Source organism: Streptomyces sp. NPDC030799, assembly GCF_055572255.1.
Map to the genome: position 1 here is coordinate 613,697 of NZ_JBVIDS010000003.1, position 17,610 is coordinate 631,306.

14 protein-coding genes are annotated in these 17,610 nt (G+C 72.6%); 9 read left to right on the forward strand and 5 right to left on the reverse strand.

Features of this window, described 5'->3' with window-relative positions:
* Positions 1–64: 64 nt before the first annotated feature.
* Positions 65–2,521, reverse strand: a complete 2,457-nt coding sequence (locus tag ACZ41I_RS10295; protein WP_468513785.1) for a SpoIIE family protein phosphatase — start codon at positions 2,519–2,521, stop codon at positions 65–67.
* Positions 2,522–2,687: 166 nt separating this feature from the next.
* Between ACZ41I_RS10295 and ACZ41I_RS10300 the strand changes: the two genes are divergently transcribed.
* Positions 2,688–4,751, forward strand: coding sequence for a SpoIIE family protein phosphatase (locus tag ACZ41I_RS10300; protein ID WP_399769620.1), 2,064 nt, complete (start codon positions 2,688–2,690; stop codon positions 4,749–4,751).
* 91 nt (positions 4,752–4,842) lie between these two features.
* Here ACZ41I_RS10300 and ACZ41I_RS10305 read toward each other — a convergent pair whose 3' ends face one another.
* Positions 4,843–5,454, reverse strand: a complete 612-nt coding sequence (locus ACZ41I_RS10305; RefSeq protein WP_468513786.1) for a TetR/AcrR family transcriptional regulator — start codon at positions 5,452–5,454, stop codon at positions 4,843–4,845.
* A gap of 96 nt (positions 5,455–5,550) precedes the next feature.
* Here ACZ41I_RS10305 and ACZ41I_RS10310 point away from each other — a divergent pair, with 96 nt between their 5' ends.
* Together ACZ41I_RS10310 and ACZ41I_RS10315 are read left to right on the forward strand one after the other, a co-directional pair.
* Positions 5,551–6,342 carry an SDR family NAD(P)-dependent oxidoreductase gene (locus ACZ41I_RS10310; protein WP_468513787.1) on the forward strand — a complete coding sequence of 264 codons (792 nt, stop codon included), beginning with the start codon at positions 5,551–5,553 and terminating at the stop codon, positions 6,340–6,342.
* Positions 6,343–6,753: 411 nt separating this feature from the next.
* The gene (locus tag ACZ41I_RS10315; protein ID WP_468513788.1) at positions 6,754–7,521 is read left to right on the forward strand and encodes a GNAT family N-acetyltransferase; all 768 of its coding nucleotides are present in this window, start codon (positions 6,754–6,756) and stop codon (positions 7,519–7,521) included.
* Between the two features lie 45 nt (positions 7,522–7,566).
* Here ACZ41I_RS10315 and ACZ41I_RS10320 read toward each other — a convergent pair whose 3' ends face one another.
* Positions 7,567–8,415 (reverse strand): alpha/beta fold hydrolase, encoded by an 849-nt coding sequence (locus tag ACZ41I_RS10320; protein WP_468513789.1) that lies wholly within the window; start codon positions 8,413–8,415, stop codon positions 7,567–7,569.
* A gap of 124 nt (positions 8,416–8,539) precedes the next feature.
* Between ACZ41I_RS10320 and ACZ41I_RS10325 the strand changes: the two genes are divergently transcribed.
* Positions 8,540–9,139: a TetR/AcrR family transcriptional regulator gene (locus ACZ41I_RS10325; RefSeq protein WP_468513790.1), complete on the forward strand. Its 600-nt coding sequence runs from the start codon at positions 8,540–8,542 to the stop codon at positions 9,137–9,139.
* A 14-nt stretch (positions 9,140–9,153) separates the two neighbouring features.
* On the opposite strand, the gene ACZ41I_RS10330 is transcribed toward ACZ41I_RS10325, so the two are convergent.
* Positions 9,154–9,780, reverse strand: a complete 627-nt coding sequence (locus tag ACZ41I_RS10330; protein WP_468321981.1) for a DinB family protein — start codon at positions 9,778–9,780, stop codon at positions 9,154–9,156.
* A 263-nt stretch (positions 9,781–10,043) separates the two neighbouring features.
* Positions 10,044–10,754 carry a GPR1/FUN34/YaaH family transporter gene (locus ACZ41I_RS10335; RefSeq protein WP_468321985.1) on the reverse strand — a complete coding sequence of 237 codons (711 nt, stop codon included), beginning with the start codon at positions 10,752–10,754 and terminating at the stop codon, positions 10,044–10,046.
* A gap of 252 nt (positions 10,755–11,006) precedes the next feature.
* Between ACZ41I_RS10335 and ACZ41I_RS10340 the strand changes: the two genes are divergently transcribed.
* From ACZ41I_RS10340 to ACZ41I_RS10360, 5 genes are all read left to right on the forward strand, one after another.
* On the forward strand, positions 11,007–11,780 hold the full coding sequence (locus tag ACZ41I_RS10340) for a polysaccharide deacetylase family protein (RefSeq protein WP_399769636.1): 774 nt from the start codon (positions 11,007–11,009) through the stop codon (positions 11,778–11,780).
* A gap of 147 nt (positions 11,781–11,927) precedes the next feature.
* On the forward strand, positions 11,928–13,136 hold the full coding sequence (locus ACZ41I_RS10345; protein WP_468513791.1) for an EfeM/EfeO family lipoprotein: 1,209 nt from the start codon (positions 11,928–11,930) through the stop codon (positions 13,134–13,136).
* Complete coding sequence (gene efeB, locus ACZ41I_RS10350; protein ID WP_468513792.1) at positions 13,133–14,380, forward strand: iron uptake transporter deferrochelatase/peroxidase subunit; 1,248 nt, start codon at positions 13,133–13,135, stop codon at positions 14,378–14,380. Before ACZ41I_RS10345 ends, efeB begins: the two co-directional genes overlap by 4 nt.
* Positions 14,381–14,556: 176 nt before the next feature.
* The gene (locus ACZ41I_RS10355; RefSeq protein WP_468513793.1) at positions 14,557–16,380 is read left to right on the forward strand and encodes a phospholipase C; all 1,824 of its coding nucleotides are present in this window, start codon (positions 14,557–14,559) and stop codon (positions 16,378–16,380) included.
* A 122-nt stretch (positions 16,381–16,502) separates the two neighbouring features.
* Entirely contained in the window at positions 16,503–17,513 is a 1,011-nt protein-coding gene (locus ACZ41I_RS10360) for a hypothetical protein (RefSeq protein WP_468513794.1), read from the forward strand.
* Positions 17,514–17,610: the final 97 nt, after the last annotated feature.

The window sequence follows — 17,610 nt, forward strand, 5'->3', positions numbered from 1 at the left end:
CCTGAGCACGAAGTCGGTCAGCGACAGTCTGGATGCTGGAGTGCACTCCAAGGCAAATCCGGGGTCAGGGGATCTCCTGTTCGGCCCAGATGGCCTTTCCGTCGCCGGTGTACCGGGCGCCCCAGCGCTGGGTGAGCTGGGCCACCAGGAAGAGCCCGCGACCGCCTTCGTCCGTGATCCGGGCGTGCCTGAGACGGGGGGCCGTGCTGCTGGCGTCGGTGACCTCGCAGGTGAGGCGGGTGTCGCGGAGGAGCCGTAGCCGGATGGGCGGGGTGGCGTGGCGGATGGCGTTGGTGACGAGTTCGCTCACCACGAGTTCCGTCGTGATGGCCAGTTCCTCAAGGCCCCAGTCCGCGACCTGGCGGGTGGCCTGGGCGCGCAGGACGCCGACGGCGGCCGGGTCGGCGGGTACGTCCCAGGAGGCGACCCGGTCGGCGCCGAGGGCGTGGGTGCGGGTCAGGAGCAGGGCGATGTCGTCGGGCTGCGGCACCGGCACGAGCTGCCGCACGGCGGAGGTGCACAGCGCGTCGAGGTCCTCCCCGGTGTGCGCGAGCAGCGCCCCGAGCCGCGCCATGCCCCGCTCCACGTCTCGGTCGGGGCCCTCGATCAGACCGTTGGTGTACAGGCCGAAGAGGCTGTTCTCGGCCAGTTCGATCTCGGTGGCCTCGAAGGCCATGCCGCCCAGTCCGAGCGGGGGTCCGGCGGGGATCTCGGCGAAGCGGGCGGGTCCGCCCGGTGTCACGACGACGGGCGGCGGGTGTCCGGCCCGGGCCATCGCGCACCGCATGCTGACCGGGTCGTACACGGCGTAGACGCAGGTCGCGCCGATGAAGGTGCTGCGGGCGGCCGCACCGACGGCGGTCTCCTCGTCGCTGAGCCGCAGCACGAGGTCGTCGAGATGGGCGAGCAGTTCGTCAGGAGGCATCTCCATGGCGGCGAGGGTCTGCACCGCCGTGCGCAGCCGGCCCATGCTCGCCGCCGCGGTGATGCCGTGGCCCACCACGTCGCCGATGACGAGGCCCACCCGGGCGCCGGACAGCGGGATCACGTCGAACCAGTCGCCGCCGACACCGCCCGAGGGGTCGGCGGGCAGATAGGAGGAGGCCACCTCCAGGGCGGTGCCGCCCGTCACGGCGGGGGGCAGCAGGCTGCGCTGCAGGGTGAGCGCCGCCGCGTGCTCCCTGGTGTAGCGGCGGGCGTTGTCGACGCACACAGCCGCGCGGGCCACCAGCTCCCGGGCCAGCAGGACGTCGTCGGGCCCGAAGGAGACGGGGTTGAGCGACCGGGCGAACGTGGTGAGGCCGAGGGCGGTGTTCCGGGCCCGCATCGGCACGGCGATGAGCGAGTGCAGGCCCAACTCGCGTATGCGGTCCGCACGTTCGGGCTCCCGGGTGACCCACAGCTCGTCGGACGGTTCGAGGACGGGGATGAGCAGCGGCTCGCCCTCGGTGAGCAGGCTCCCGTCGTGGGGCGGCGGGAGGAAGTGGACCAGGTCGCCGACCCGTGCGACGGCCTCGGGGCAGCCCTCGCGCACCGACCGCAGTGCGGCGCGGCGCATCACCGGCCGGGCGGGCGCGGGTCCCGCGTCGGTCAGCCATGCTCCGTGGCCCTCGGTGCTGAGCACGGGTTCCAGCAGGTCGACGATGACGAAGTCCGCGAAGCGCGGGACGGCGAAGTCGGCGAGTTCCTGGGCGGTCCGCAGTACGTCGAGTGTCGTGCCGATGCTGGTGCCGGCTTCGTTGACCATGGTCAGCAGCTGGCGGGTGTTCCACCGCTCGGTGACGTCCTGGACCATGTAGCAGACTCCGGTGATGGTGTCGTCGGCGTCCACCAGGGGGAAGAACGAGGTCGAGTAGGCGTGCCGGCGGTGCGGGTCGGCCCAGCTCCAGCCCTGGTACTCGTAGTCGGTCACGGGCAGGCCCGTGGCGAGCACCTTGCGCATGAGGCTCTCCAGGGACTCCGCCTGGATCCCGGGCAGCAGCTCGCTCAGCCGCCGCCCGAGCCGCTCGTCCCGGGGGACGCCGCCGAACCGTTCCAGGGTGTCGTTGAGCCAGACGTACCGCAGCTCGGTGTCCATGACGGCCATGCCGATCGGTGCGCGGGTCAGGAACCCGTCCAGCACCGACTGGCCCATGGTCCACCGCTGCCGCTGTTCGCGGGCCGACACCAGGAAGCACTCGGTGTCGCCGAGGGGGAAGGACGCCGAGACCCGCAACTGAAGGTCGAGGAGGCGGCCGTCACGGTGCCGTACGGCGATCTGCCCGCTCCAGCCGTTTCCGGTGCTGCACCGTTCCACGATGCCGGCGAGCCGTGCGGGGTCCTCGGGCATGCCCAGCAGCCGCGCGGCGCTGACGCCCAGGACGTCCGGGGCCGCGTAGCCGAGGAGGGCTTCGGCGCTGCGGGTCCAGCCGAGCACCACGCCGTGTACGGAGATCACCGCGGCCGCGTCGGTCGACGCGTCGAAGAGATCACCCGGTTCCCCGGGTGAGGCCGCGGCGAAGTCCCCTCGCGGAGATTCCATCGATGACACCCATACACCACTATGAGCCAGTTCGGCCGGTGATGTGCAGGGGCCGGACGGTCCATGGCCCGCCGTCCGGTGGGGCCGGACCGGGGCGGTGGGACCATGGGAGTACCGGTCGTCAGCGCCTGCGCGCGCCCGCCCGGCCGGTGGAGGTGAAGCAGGCATGGCAGTGGACTCCTTCGAAACCGGCCATGACGAACAGCGCACCGGGCTGCCCCGGCCGACCGGGCTGCTGGACGTACTGAGCGTGGCGGCGGTGGCCCTGGACACCCGCGGCCGGATCGTCTTCTGGACCCCGCAGGCCGAGGACCTGTTCGGTTACTCCGCGGAGGAGGCCCTCGGCAAACACGCGGCGCGCCTGCTCATCCATCCGGAACATCTGCAGGCCGTGGTGAGTCTGTTCACCGAGGTGCTGGAGACCGGCCGGGGCTGGGCCGGCACCTTTCCCGTGCGGCACAAGGACGGCGGCAGCCGGCTGACGGAGTTCCGGACCATGCGGCTGCTGGACGACCTCGGGGACGTCTACGCGCTGGGCATCGCGGCCGACCACACCCTGCTCCAGCGCGTCGAGACGGATCTGGCGCTGTGCGAGCAGCTGATCAACCAGTCCCCGATCGGTCTGGCCCTCCTGGATCCCGAGCTGAAGTACCTCCTGGTCAATCCGGCGCTGGAGCGGATCGACGGCATTCCCGCCGAGGACCACATCGGCCGCCGTCTGCGCGAGACCCTGCCCTTCCCGGACGTCGACACTGTCGAGTCCGCGCTGCGCCAGGTCCTCACCACCGGTACGCCCTTGCTGGACCAGTACCACGTCGGCCGTCCGTCGGCCGATCCCGGCCACGAGCACGCCTGGTCGCTGTCCTTCTACCGGCTGGAGGATCCCGGCGGGCGGGTGCTGGGCGCGGCCGCCTCGGTCGTCGACGTCACCGAGCGGCACCGCGCGGCGGCCGAGGCCGACCGGGCGCGGCGGCGCCTGGCGCTCATCGCGGACGCCTCCGCGCGGGTCGGCACCGCGCTGGACGTCGAGCAGACGGCCCGTGAACTGGCCGAGATCGCCGCGCCCGCGCTGGCCGACGTGGTCGCCGTGGACGTCCTCGACTCCGCCCTGTCCTGCCGTATGCGCAGACGGGACAACGGCCCGGAGATCTTCCGGGCGCTGGCGCTGAAGGCGGCCCATCCCACGGTGGCGCTGCACGCCGCCGACTCTCCGGGCGACCTCGCCGCATACGAGGGCGACCGGCTGGTCACCCTGTGCGTCCACACCGGACGGCCGGTGCTGGTACGCCACGTCGGGCCGCAGGATCTGCCGCGCATCGCCCGGGATCCCGAGGCCGGCGCCCTGCTGGCGCGGGCCGGCGTCCACTCGTATCTCGCCGTGCCGCTGATCGCCCACGGCGAGGTGCTCGGAGCCCTCGATCTCAAGCGGACCCGCAATCCGGCGCCGTTCGACGAGGACGACGTCGTCCTGGCCGTCGAACTCGCCGGCCGGGCCGCCGTCGCGATCGACAACGCCCGCTGGTTCCAGAGCGTCCGCAACACCGCCCTCACCCTGCAGCGCAGTCTGCTGCCGGAGCACTCGGCGCACCACACGGGCCTGGAACTGGCCTCCCGCTACCAGCCCGCGCAGGCCACCAGCGAGGTCGGCGGCGACTGGTACGACGTCATCCCGCTGACCGGCGACAAGACCGCCCTGGTGGTGGGCGACGTCATGGGCAACGGGATCGACGCGGCGGCCACCATGGGCCGGCTGCGCACCGCGACCTGCGCCTATGCCGATCTCGACCTCGACCCGGGCGCCGTCCTCCAGCACCTGGACAAGATCACCTGCGATCTGGAGCACTACATCGTCACGTGCCTGTACGCGGCGTACGACCCCCGCACCGGGCGGTGCAGCGTCGCGAACGCCGGACACATGCCGCCCGCCCTCGCGCGTCCCGGCGCCGCGCCGAGACTCCTCGACCTGCCGGCCGCGGCGCCGCTCGGGGTCGGCGGCGTACGGTTCGAGACGACCACCGTCGCGCTGCGGCCCGGCGATGTGCTGGTGCTGTACACCGACGGCCTCGTGGAGACCCGTCAGCACCCCATCGACGACCGGCTGAACGCGCTGCTGGACCTCCTCGGCGAGCCCGACAGGCCGTTGGAGGAGACCTGCGACGTCCTGCTGCACGGCCTGCGCCACCCCGATGACCACGACGACGTGGCCCTGCTCATCGCCCGGGCCCTGTAGACCCGGGCGGCGACTGCGCCGGCCGGGACGGCGCGTGTGCCGCCCCAATCGCCTTCAGCACCGGGTGAACGGCCGCCCGGGGACCGGCGTCCTACTGTGCCGCCGGCTGTCCTGAACCGGCCCGGAGTGATCGGTCGGCGGTCCCGCGGACCAGCAGCAGGAGGGCGTCGACCAGGTCGTCGGCGGGGCTGCCCGTGGCCAGACGCCGCAGTTGCAGGCCCATCACGAGGGCGACCGTCGTGGCGGCGAGGCGTTCCGCGTCCGGGACGCCGAGCGCGGTGAGGATCCGTGCGGCGAGCAGGTCGTAGGCCCGGAACGCCTCGGCCGCCGCCTCCCTCAGGCGCTCGTCGCGTCCGGCGTGCAGATACAGCTCGAAGGGGGCGAGATGGGCGCTGTCCAGGGCCGAGCCGCAGGCCACCTGGCCGGCCAGGGACGCCGCGTCCTCGATGTCCAGGCCCTCCGTCTGGCACTGCTCGGCCAGCTCGGTGAAGTGCCGCGCCTCCTCGCGCACGAAGTGCAGCAGGCTCTCCCGCAGCAGCTCGTGCTGGGTCTCGAAGTGGTAGGTGACGGAACCGAGCGACACCCCGGCTTCCTTGGCGATCCGCCGGTTCGTGACCGCCGCGACTCCGTCCTCGCCGATGATCTGCAGGACGGCGGTGATGATGCGCTGGCGCGTCGGCGCGGTGGGGGCGGCATGCGGCATGCCGTGCATTCTTCCACCCCGTGTGACATGCCCCGGTGGACAGGGCCACCCGGGCTCCCTATTGTTCGTTCGAACGAACAGGACTGGAGGGTAGTCGTGGACATTGCCGGGTCAACCGTTCTGCTCACCGGCGTCACCGGCGGCATCGGGGGCGCGCTCGCCGCCGAGTTGTCCGCTCGGGGCGCCCGCCTCGTGCTCACCGGCCGGCGTCCCGAGGCGCTCGAACCCCTCGCCGAACGCTACGGCGCCCGGACCATTCCGGCCGATCTGGCCGACCCGGACGACGTGCGGCGGCTGGCGGAGGAGGCCGCCGGTACGGACATCCTGATCGCCAACGCGGCCCTGCCCTCCAGCGGCGACGTCCTCGACTACACCCCGGAGCAGATCGACCGGGCCCTCGCGGTGAACCTGCGCGCCCCCGCGGTGCTCGCCCGGCTGCTCGCGCCCGGCATGGTGGCCGCCGGACGCGGGCACATCTGCTTCGTCGGGTCGCTGTCCGGCATGGCGGCCACCAAGTACTCGTCCCTGTACAACGCGACGAAGTTCGGGCTGCGCGGCTTCTCACTGGCCTTCCGCCAGGATCTGCACGGCACGGGCGTCGGCGTCTCGATCGTCCAGCCGGGTTTCGTGCGCGAGCTGGGCATGTTCGCGAAGACCGGCTCGGCCACGCCCGGCGGCGTCCGCACCGTCTCCCCGGAGCGGGTCTGCAAAGGGGTGACGCGGGCGATCGAACGCGATGTCGCCGAGATCAACGTGGCGCCCGTCGAGCTGCGGTTCCTCACCAAGGTCGCGTCGCAGTTCCCGGGGTTCGCGGAGCGGGTGCAGCGGCTGGCGGGGGCGGAACCGACGCTGAACGCGATCGTGGCCGCGCAGCGATCGAGCCGCTGAGGATCAGCGCCGGCTCGCGGGGCGGCCGGGCAGCGGAGGCCGGCTGCCGTCGGCGCTCATGCTCATGCGGGCGCGGATCTTCATGTCGTCTCCGTACGTTGCCCGTTGGCCCGGGAGGCAGTTGTCATGTCCGCCCGTGCCGTGGCAAGATCCTTCCTGTTCGACAGCACATCCGACGACTTTTCACGAAGGACTGAAGTCCATGGTTCCGGCGTCCATCAGCGGCCGCCGCCGATACTGAGCCGTCTGCCCCGCGGCAGCGTTCTCCCGGTATCTCCCGCATTCCCTCACGGCGGTCCGACGACGCGGTGTCCAGCACACCGCCCGCCTCCTCGCAGAGGCCGTTCCCCCATGCCCGGCCGCGCCCGGCTCACAACAGCCCGTGGCCGCCTTCACCGTGAGGTCTTCACCATGCGCACCGATGTCCAGCGCTTTGCCGTCGCCCATCTCCTGCGCCGCCCGGCGGCGCGTGAAGTCGGCGGTTTCGTCGTGGGGTTCGATCCCTCGACGACCAGTCCGTACATCAACTACGCCACGCCCTGCCCCGGCGCCGAGCCCACCGACCGGGACGTCGCCGATCTGATCGCCGCGTTCCGCGAGCGCGGGCTGCGGCCCCGCCTGGAGTTCGCCCCGGACGCCGCACCCGCCGTCGAACCCGCGCTGCGCCGGGCCGGTTTCGGTACGGAGGCGGTGCACGAGTACCTGGTCTGCACTCCGGCCACGCTGGCCGTGCCCCGCTTCGGACACGGCCCGGCGGGCCCGGTCCATGTGGAGGCCCCGGCCACGGAGGCCGACTACACCGAGCTCGACATCGCGCTCGCCGAAGCCTTCGGCGGTGAGTGGGAGCCCTCCCCGGAAGGCGCGGCGCGGTTGCGGCGCACCGCGGAGGGCGGCGGAGCCGTCCGGTTCGTCCGTACGCCCGACGGCGGCTGCGCCGGCGGCGCCCTGTGCTCGGCGCCCGCAGAGGGCACCGCAGAACTGGCCGGCGTGGGCACCCTTCCCGCATACCGGGGCCGCGGCATCGCCGCCGCGGTCACCTCGGCCCTGGCCGAGACGATGTTCGGCCACGGAGCGCGGTCGGTGTGGCTGGAGTACTCCGGCGAGGGCTCCCGCCGCGTCTACGAGAGGGTCGGCTTCCGGCCCGGCGGCACCCGACTGTACGTCTCACTCGAAGGATGACGTCCTGGCCGGCGGGGACGGGGCCCGCCGCCGCCGGCGACCGTGTCACCCCTCCCCGGGCAGAGGGTGGTCCTTGACGAAACGGCGGATCTCCTCCGTGAGGACGGCCGGATTGTCCAACTGGACCAGGGTGCGGGCGTCGGGGATCTCCACATAGCGGGCGTTCGGCAGCAGCCCGGCCAGTCGGCGGCCCGTGGCGGGCGGCATCATGCGGTCCTCGGCGCCCCAGGCGACCAGCGCCGGGCGGGTGAACCCCGGGAGGTTCCGGGCCGCTTCCAGGTAGCAGTCCTTCCGCGTCGTACGGCAGAACTTGCCGAAGTCCCGGCGGATGTGACGGCTTTTCAGGAGCGGGCCGTACCAGCGGGCGATGAGGTCCTTCGGCAGCCGCCTCTTCGCCATGCCGCCCAGTGAGGTCTGCATGCGGGCCAGGGCGGGGAAACGGAAGGACTGCAGGAGGAGGAAGAGACCCCCGGGCACCTTGCCGGCCGCGTACAGGATCCGGCCCTGGATGCCGGGCGGGTAGTTGTCCAGGGCCTCGCAGGAGGTCAGTACGAGCCGGGCGATGCGCTCGTCGCGTACGCCGACGAGGAGTTGGGCCGTTCCGGTGTCGTTCTGGACGAGGGTGACGTCCCGCAGGTCCAGGCGGTCCATGAACTCGGCGAGCAGGCGGGCGATGCCGTGCGCGGACAGGTCCGCGTCCGGCCGCATCGGGCGCCGGTGGCTGCCGAGGGGCAGCACGGGGACCAGGACGCGGAAGTCGGGGCGCAGGGCGGGGACGACGTCGGCCCAGACCGAGTCGTCGAAGCCGAGGCCGTGGACGAGGAGCACGGCGGGGCCGTCGCCTCCGGTGTCCTGGTAGTCGATGGTGCCCGCGCTCAGCTCGATCTCCGGCATGCCCGTGCCTCCGCCCCGTCCGGCCGCTGCCACGACCGTCCCCGACTCTTGATAGATCGTTCTAGTGACAGAATAGACGCCGACCGTCCTTTGGCAACAGCGGCTGCCCCGGAGGTGCCACCCCATGAGCGACAGCAAGGCGATCAGCACCCACGAGACCCGGCAGCGGATCCTGAACGCCGGCACCGAGCTGTTCCGGCGCTCGGGCTACACCGGCACGGGGATGAAGCAGATCGCCGAGACCGCCGGTGCGCCCTTCGGCTCGATCTACCACTTCTTCCCCGGCGGCAAGGCCCAGCTGGGCGAGGAGGTGATCCGCACCTCGGGCGCCGTCTACCTGGGGCTCATCACCGCGCTGATGACGCCGTACGAGGACCGGGTCGCGGCCACCGCCGGCGCCTTCGCCGCCGCGGCCGGTACGCTCGCCGAGCTGGACTTCGCCGACCCGTGCCCCATCGCGACGGTCGCGATGGAGGTCGCGAGCACCAACGAGACGCTACGGCAGGCCACTTCGGAGGTGTTCGACAGCTGGATCGAGCACCTGGCCGCGTACTACGCCCAGGGCGGGATCCCCGGGCCCGCCGCCCGGGAGACGGCAAGCTCGGTCATCGCCCTGCTGGAGGGCGCCTTCATGCTGGGCCGGGCCGCGCGCAGCACCGAACCGGTACGGGCCGCGGGCACGGCGGCCGCGGCGATCGTACGGGCGGCACTGGGCGGGGAGTGAGCCGGCCGTGGCCGTCAGGACGGACGGCCCGCTCGGTACAGATCGCGGAGCAGGGCGATCTCGGCTCCGTGGTGCAGCACTTCCTGGTTGACCCACCAGACGATGTCGAGGAAGGGTTCCTCCGGGTCGCTGCCGTAGGGGTAGGCGCAGTACCCGACCGTGTCCAGCGCCGCGTCGTCGGCGCCCAGCAGTGCCCGCCGCCAGTCGGCGGCACCGGTCTCGAAGGCCGCGATCGCGTCGGCGGCGTCCCCGCTGACGGGATGGTTCTCCCGGGTCGCCGAGCGGCTGCCGGCGGTGTGGTCGGCGCGCAGGGACAGCATCTCGGAGAGGTGGCTCAGCCGCCATGCGAGGGTGGTGACGGGCGGTGGCCAGGGGTGCGGGTACGGCGCGGCATCGCGACCCCATGGGCCGGCGCCGGCCAGGAAGGCCGCCCGCGGTCCGGGCCCGTCCGTGCGTCGTCTGACCGTCCAGCAGCCCGGGACGGGTTGCCAGAAGTACTCGTCGTCGGTCAGCGGCTCGACCCTGGTCTCCGCGCCGTCGCCGCTGTCCATGACGGGCCCGGCCAGGCGGTGCAGCAGCCGCTCGCAGGCGAAGTCGAACTGGTCCAGCAGCGGAAGGAGCCGTGCCGGCGGTGTCGTCATCGAATGCTCCTGACAGAAGAGACCGCACCCCTGCCGAGCCGGCCGGCCCGCCGCGGTTCTCACAGCCCGCCACCCTGCCACAGCCACCCCGGCCCCGCGCCTCCTTTTTCCACCGCCCGCCGCCGGCCGCATCCCGTTCAACACCCGGCTGCCTGGAGCCGGTTGGGCCGATCACCACTTCGCCGTCGGACCAGGCCCGGTGGACGAACGCCCCCCACCAGCCAACCGTCAAGTCGGCCATGAGGTGGGCGCGGGACTCCCGCTCACAGCTGCCGCCGTACGCCGGCCTCCCGTTCCGCCTGGTCCAGCTGGTGGCCGAGGTCGCCCTGCAGGGACGTACGGGCGCGGCCCCGCCGGCCCAGCGGGAGGACGGTGCGCTGCGCCGTGTCCTCCAACAGGAGGGCGAAGCCGCCGTACAGGGCGAAGGCCGCGAGGGCCACGCCGGTCCAGCCGGCGGCGGTGCGCAGCACGGCCGCTCCGCCGGCCTGGTGGATGCCGGTCAGAACGAAACGGCAGGCTCCGATCAGCAGCAGCACGGAGAACAGCGGCTTGCCGGGGACCGCGGCGGCACTGAGCAGGAGCATGAGCGGGGCGATGCTCAGCAGGAACACGGCCAGCCCGGGGCTGAGCCGGCCCGGCGGCTCCGACAGGGTGACCAGCGCACTGCCCGCCCAGGCGCAGCCCAGCACGGACAGGCCACAGGCGGCGCCGCTGTCGCGGGCGAGGAACGCGAAGATCCCGGAGAGCATCTGCAGGGGCACCACGAACACCAGAATCAGCAGCATCAGCGGCCGGCTCTGGGCCAGCGGCACCCACGACAACTGCGCGGCGGTGAGCAGAATGCTTCCGGTGCCGAAGGCGAAGAAGCCGAGGGGGAGGCTGCTGGCCACCGGCCTGAGCATGATCCTCGTCAGTGCCTCGGGCCGTGGCGGCCCGCCGGCCGTGTCGTCCGACCGCGCTGCTGGTGACGGCATCCGGATCACCTCGTCCCTCGGACCTGGGCCGTAGTACTGCGGTGGTCGTAGACACGGGGTACCCCTTTGCGCCCGCAGTCCTCCCCTTGAGCCCGCTCGGGCCACGGAACGGAGTGTTCTGTTGCGGAAACGCCCCGGAATTGTCCGTGATCTGTAACAGCCGGATCCCGTGCTCAACCCCGGCCGTCCTGACAGGTGCACAGAGACCAGGTGCACAACCACACAGGGATTCGGGACGGAACGGGGCGGGGCATGGCGCGGCATGGCGGACGGGGATGGCACGGCCGGGTGATCGCGGCGGCGCTCGGGGTCACGGCGGTGGCGGCGGCCGCATCGGTGTGGACCGCGCAGGCCGGACAGCCGGGCGGCGGCGCGCCGCGGCCGGGTGTCTCGTCCGGGCACACCGCGCCCAAGGCGGCGGCCGTGTCCGCCGACATCGCCCATGCCTCGGACGGGGGCGCGCACGCGGTCAACATCACCATCGACGACGGTCCGGACCCGAGATGGACCCCGCAGGTGCTGCAACTGCTGCGCGCCAACGGTGTGAAGGCGACGTTCTGCATGGTCGGCCCGCAGGCCCAGGCGCATCCGGAGCTGGTCCGGCAGGTGGTGGCGGCGGGGCACCGGCTGTGCGACCACACGGTGTCCCACGACACGACGATGGACAAGAAGTCCGAGGCCTACCAGTCGCAGCAGGTCCTGGAGGCCGAGCGGCAGATCACCAAGGCGTCCGGCGGCGTCCGGCCGATGTACTACCGGGCTCCGGGGGGTGCCTTCACCCCGTACAGCCGGCAGCTGGCGGCCTCGCACGGCATGCGGCCGCTGGGGTGGAACGTGGACTCCAAGGACTTCGAGCGGCCGGGTGCCCAGGCCATCGTCGCCACCGTCCAGCGCGAGCTGTCCAACGGGCCGACGATCCTCTTCCACGACGCGGGCGGCGACCGCTCGCAGACCGTGGCCGCGCTGCGCACCCTGCTGCCGTGGCTGAAGCAGCAGGGCTACTCCTTCGGTTTCCCGGTCCGCTGAACGGGCCGCGGTGCATCGCTCCTGCAGGAGCCGTGCAGCGGTGAACCCCGGGGAAATTTTCGGCCATCGACGTCTGGGGACAGCTGTTCGGATCCGGACGGTGTCTACCATGAGGCCGCTGCGTACGTCGTCCCGGAAAGGCTCGCCATGCCGTTGCCTCGCCTCGGCACGCGGTCCGTCCGGCTCCGGACGGCCCCCGCCGTGTTCGTCGTCCTCGCCGTGGCCCTCGCGGGCGCGCTGTCGGCGGTCTCGCCAGGCGGGTCGCGGCACGGCCGGGCCGGCGGTGCCGCGTCGGGGCACATCGTCATCGACGTGTCGGAGAGCCGCTGCGGCCGGGGCTGGACCCGGCCCGAGCCCGGGGTGCGGACCTTCGACCTGCACAACTCCTCCGACGGCGCTGCCGAGGTGTACCTGGAGGACCCGGGCAGCCAGGTCGTGTACGGCGAGGTGGAGGGCATCGGCCCCGGTACCACACGGCAGTTGACCGTCCGGCTGGGCAAGGGGACGTACGCCTTCAAGTGCGTGCCCGACGACGCCGACGCCGTCACCGGGCCCAGCGTGCGCATCACCGCCGGGCAGCGCGGTCCGGGCGCCGCACCGGTCACGCAGCACGACCTGATCCCGCCCGCCCTCGCCTACCAGAAGTGGGTCGGCGGCGGCCTCGACGACACCGTACGGCTCACCACGAGGCTCAGGGACGCGATCGAGCGGGGCGATCTCGCCGCCGCCCGGTCGGCGTGGCTGCCTGCGCATCTGCAGTACGAGCGGCTGGGGGCGGCGTACGACGCCTTCGGGGACGCGGACACAGAGATCAACGGCACCGACGCGGGCCTGCCCGGCGGGGTGCACGACAAGGACTTCGCCGGGTTCCACCGCGTCGAGTACGGGCTGTGGCACGGTGAGTCGGCCGCCGGGCTGCGCGCCCCGGCGGCGGCGCTGGTGAAGGCGCTGACCGGGCTGCGGGACAGCTGGTCGCAGACCCGTATGGACCCCGCCCAGCTGGGTCTGCGCGCGCACGAGATCCTGGAGAACACCGTGCAGTTCGAGCTGACCGGCCGCACCGACTACGGCAGCGGCAGCAACCTCGCCACCGCCCGCGCCAACCTCGACGGCACACGCGAGGTGCTGTCCCGGCTGCGCCCGCTGCTCACCAGCCGGTACGCCGGTCTGCCGGGGCTCGACCAGGACCTGGAGCGAGCCCGGCACGCTCTGGACGGCTCCCGGCACGGCGACCGCTGGACCCCGCTCGGCGGTCTGAGCCGCGCCCGGCGGGAACAGATCGACGCGGTCCTCGGTGACCTGGTGGAGCGGCTGGCGTCGGTGGCCACCCTGTGCGACCCGCGGAGGACCGTATGAACGGCCGTCCGAGCGACCGGGTGAGGGATGCCGGACGATCCGACGGCCTCGGCCGGCGCCGCTTCCTGCGCGGCGCCGCCGTCGCCGGGGCCGGCCTCGCCACCAGCGCAGCCGCCCCGGTCAGCACGGCCGGCACCGGCCCCGCGACCGCTCCCTTCCACGGCGTCCACCAGGCGTCGATCCTCGCGGCCCCGCGCCGGACCTGCGTGTTCGCCTCCCTCGACGTGACCGCCGGGAGCCGGGCGGAACTCACCGACCTGCTGCGCACGCTCACCGACCGGGCCCGTTTCCTCACCTCGGGCGGGACGCCCTCCCCGGCTGGCATCACCGCTCCGCCCGCCGACTCGGGCGTCCTCAGCGACCCGCTGCCCTCCGGTCAACTGGCCGTCACTGTCGGCGTCGGCGCCTCGCTCTTCGACGACCGGTTCGGGCTGGCCGCTCGCAGGCCCCGGCGGCTGACCGCCATGCCCGCCTTCCCCGACGACGACCTGCAGACCGACTGGTGCCACGGCGACCTCAGCCTCCAACTGCACGCCGACGAGCCGGACATCACCCTGCACGCGCTGCGCGACATCGCCCGGCACACCCGGGGCGGGATGCAGGTCCGCTGGCGGCTGGACGGCTTCTCCAGCCCGCCCCGGCCGTCGGGCACCCCACGCAACCTGATGGGCTTCAAGGACGGCACCGCCAACCCGGATGCGTCGAGCGCCCGCGAGATGGACCAGCTGGTGTGGGTGGGCAAGGGCGTGGGCGAGCCGGACTGGGCGGTCGGCGGCAGCTACCAGGTCGTACGGCTGATCCGGATGCTGGTGGAGTTCTGGGACCGGGTCTCGCTCAGCGAGCAGGAGCGGATGTTCGGCCGCTCCCGCTCCTCCGGTGCGCCGCTGGACGGCGACCACGAGCACGACACGCCGAAGTACGCCGACGACCCCAAGGGTGACGTCATCCCGCTGGACGCGCACATACGCCTGGCCAATCCGCGCACGCCCGGCACCGCCGGCCAACGCCCGCTGCGCCGCGCCTACAACTACGACCGGGGCATGGACGCCAACGGCAACCTCGACATGGGCCTGCTCTTCTCCTGCTACCAGCAGGACCTGAAGCGGCAGTTCGAGACCGTGCAGCACCGGCTGGCGGGCGAGCCGCTGACGGACTACATCAGCCCCTTCGGCGGCGGCTACTTCTTCGCGCTGCCCGGGGTACGGGACGCCTCGGACTGGTACGGGCGTGCGCTGTTGGGCTGAACCTGTCCGGACAACTCGGCGGCCGACCGGGTCAACACACAGTCAAGTTTTGCCCCAACATCCCTGACTCGGTGTTCACCCACAGGTCATCATGGCTCAGCCGACGCGCCCCGCAACGGGCGCAGCATCCGTGCCCGTACGACGCAGAAACGTTAAGTCCGGAGGGGAAGTCCACCATGGCCAGCAGAGGAACACGAGCCGCGCTGCGCACTCTGGGCGCGCTCGCGGGAGCCGCCGCGCTCACCGCGCTCGGCAGCAATGCGCCCGGCTGGGCGGCCGTGTCCGCAAGCCAGGTCTCGACCGCAACACCGATCAAGCACGTCGTCGTGCTCTTCGACGAGAACATCTCCTTCGACCACTACTTCGCCACGTATCCGAAGGCCGCCAACACCGACGGCACGAAGTTCCACCCGGCGAAGAACACCCCGAAGAACATCGACACCCTCGCGCACGCCGGACTGCTCAAGCACAACCCGAACCAGTACGCGCCCAAGCGGCTGTCCCCGTCCCAGGCGATGACCTGCGACCAGAACCATTCCTACGGCCCCGAGCAGTACGCCTACAACGGCGGCAGGGCCGACCAGTTCGTGCAGAACACCGAGGTCGACAAGTGCAGCGGTGGCCTGTTCGGCGAACCCGGCCTGGCGATGGACTACTACGACGGCAACACCGTCACCGCACTGTGGAACTACGCCCAGCACTACTCCCTGAGCGACCGCTCCTACAGCTCGAACTACGGCCCGTCCACGCCCGGCGCCCTGAACCTCGTCTCCGGCAACACGCACGGTGTCATCTCCGTCGACCCGGTCACCGGCAAGCAGACGGCGAAGCCGGACCCGTACGCGGTCCAGTCGCCCGACGCCAAGGGGGTCGGCACGATGATCAACGACCCCGACCCGGCCTGGGACGACTGCTCCGGCAAGGACCACACCAGCAGCAACGCGCTGGCGTCGATGCAGGGCAAGAACATCGGTGACCTCCTCAACGCCAGGAAGGTGACCTGGGGCTGGTTCCAGGGCGGCTTCCGTCCCTCGACCGCGTGGAACGGCACATCCGGCTCGTACGCCAAGTGCGACACCACGCACACCAACCTGGGCGGCGCGTCCGTGGTCGACTACAGCCCGCACCACAACCCGTTCGCGTACTACAAGTCGACGGCGAACCCGCACCACCTGCCGCCGAAGAGCGTCTCGGAGATCGGCCACAACGGCCAGGCCAACCACAACTACGACCTGACCGACTTCTCCGCCGCGCTGAAGGCGGGCAAGCTGCCGGCCGTCAGCTTCGTCAAGGCCGGTGCGTACCAGGACGGCCACGCCGGCTACTCCGACCCGGTCGACGAACAGCACTTCCTGGTACAGCAGATCAACGCGATCCAGAGCTCGCCGCAGTGGAAGTCCACCGCGGTCGTGGTCGCCTACGACGACTCCGACGGCTGGTACGACCACGCCTACGTCGCTCCGAGGAACGGTTCGACGGACACCTCGCTCGGCTCCAACGGCAAGGCCACCGACAGCCCGGCCTGCCAGAAGGGCCCGAAGGCGGCCGGCGGTTACGCGGACCGCTGCGGCCCCGGCACCCGCCAGCCGCTGCTCGTCATCTCGCCGTACAGCAAGGTGAACAAGGTCGACCACGCCCTGACGAACCAGGCGTCCATCACCCGGTTCATCGAGGACAACTGGAGCACCGGCCGGATCGGGGACCACTCCTTCGACGCCACGGCCGGCTCGCTGGCGGGCATGTTCGACTTCCGGCACCCGAACAACAAGCAGGTGCTGCTGAACTCCGACGGCTCCGTGCGGCACGTCGGCCCGGTCCGGCACATCGCCCCGGTCCTCACCAGCATCACCCCGGGTCCGGCGATGCAGAACACGGCCGCATCGACCGACGCCTCCGGCTTCCCGGTCCTGCCGGTCGGCCTCGGCGTGGGCGCGCTGCTGGCCGCGGGTGCGACCGGCACGTACCTGACGCTGCGCCGCAGGCAGCACGGCACCGTCTGAGCCCGTACCACCACAGGTGACCGCGCCCCCGGACGGCCTCGGGGGCGCGGTCGCGCGCGGTCGGCGGTGCGTTCGGTGCTCGCGGTCGCCGAACGCGGATCGCGCGCCGGACACTGGGCCGTATGACCCATGCGTGTGCGCCCGGCGCTCCCCCGCCCGGCCGGCGTGCCGTGCTCGGTGCCCTGGCCGGTGTCGCGCTCGGCGTGGCGGGTTGCTCCAGCAGCAGCGCTCCGGCCGAGCGCCCGCCCCAGGGGTCCGCGTCCCCGACCAGGCCGCCGTCCTCCTCCCCGGCGTCGCCCTCTCCCGGTCTGCCCCGCACCACGCCCTGGCGGCCCGGGTCCGCCGAGGTCCAGCCTGCGGCGAAGCTGCGTGCCGTGCAGCTGGTGGAGGCGATCGGGGCGTGGGGCGACGGGCACGGCGGAGTCCCGGCGGCACGCGCGCGGGTCGCGGCGCTCGGGCTGCCGGGGGACCTCGTGGGGCAGGCCGGGCCGCTGCTGCCGACGGCCGACCAGGCGGCGCTGCAGGTCGTGGACGCGCAGTACGGCGGGATCCTGTCCCGGTCGGCCAGCGTGCTGGTGGTGTGCCGGCAGTGGACCCGGCGTGGTGGCACGGTGGGCGCCGGCGGGACGACCGTCGACGTACGCCTGTCCCGGTCGGGGCACGGCTGGACGGCCGACGCCCTGCATCCGGCGCACCCCGGACCGGCCGCACGGTCGCTCGCACCGGAGGTGAGGGGTGTGCTGTCCGACGACCGGATCGTGCTGCCGCCCGCGGCCGCGGCGGACCTGCGCAGCGGTCAGGTGCACACCAGTGTGGCCCGGGCGATGCGCGCGCTGGCGCGGGGGTACCGGCTGGAGGTGAGCGTCGTGCGCTCCGGGCATCCGCTGAACGTGTTCGGCACCGGCCGGCCCAGCGACCATCCGCGCGGCCGTGCCTTCGACGTATGGCGGATCGACGGTCACGCGGTCGTCGACCCGGCGACGCCTCGCGGTCTGATCGAGCGGTTCATGCGGGACGCGGCGGCCGCAGGGTCGTACAACGTGGGCGGTCCCCTGCTGCCGGGCGGCGCAGCCGGTCGGTTCTTCAGCGATCCGACGCACCACGACCACGTGCACATCGGGTTCCGTACCTGACCCCGTCACCCGGACGGCCGCGGCCGCGGTGCCTCGCCGCCCCGGAAGCGGCCCCGCCACCGCCGCCCTTCCGGCCCGTCGTGGGGTTGCGGGGCGC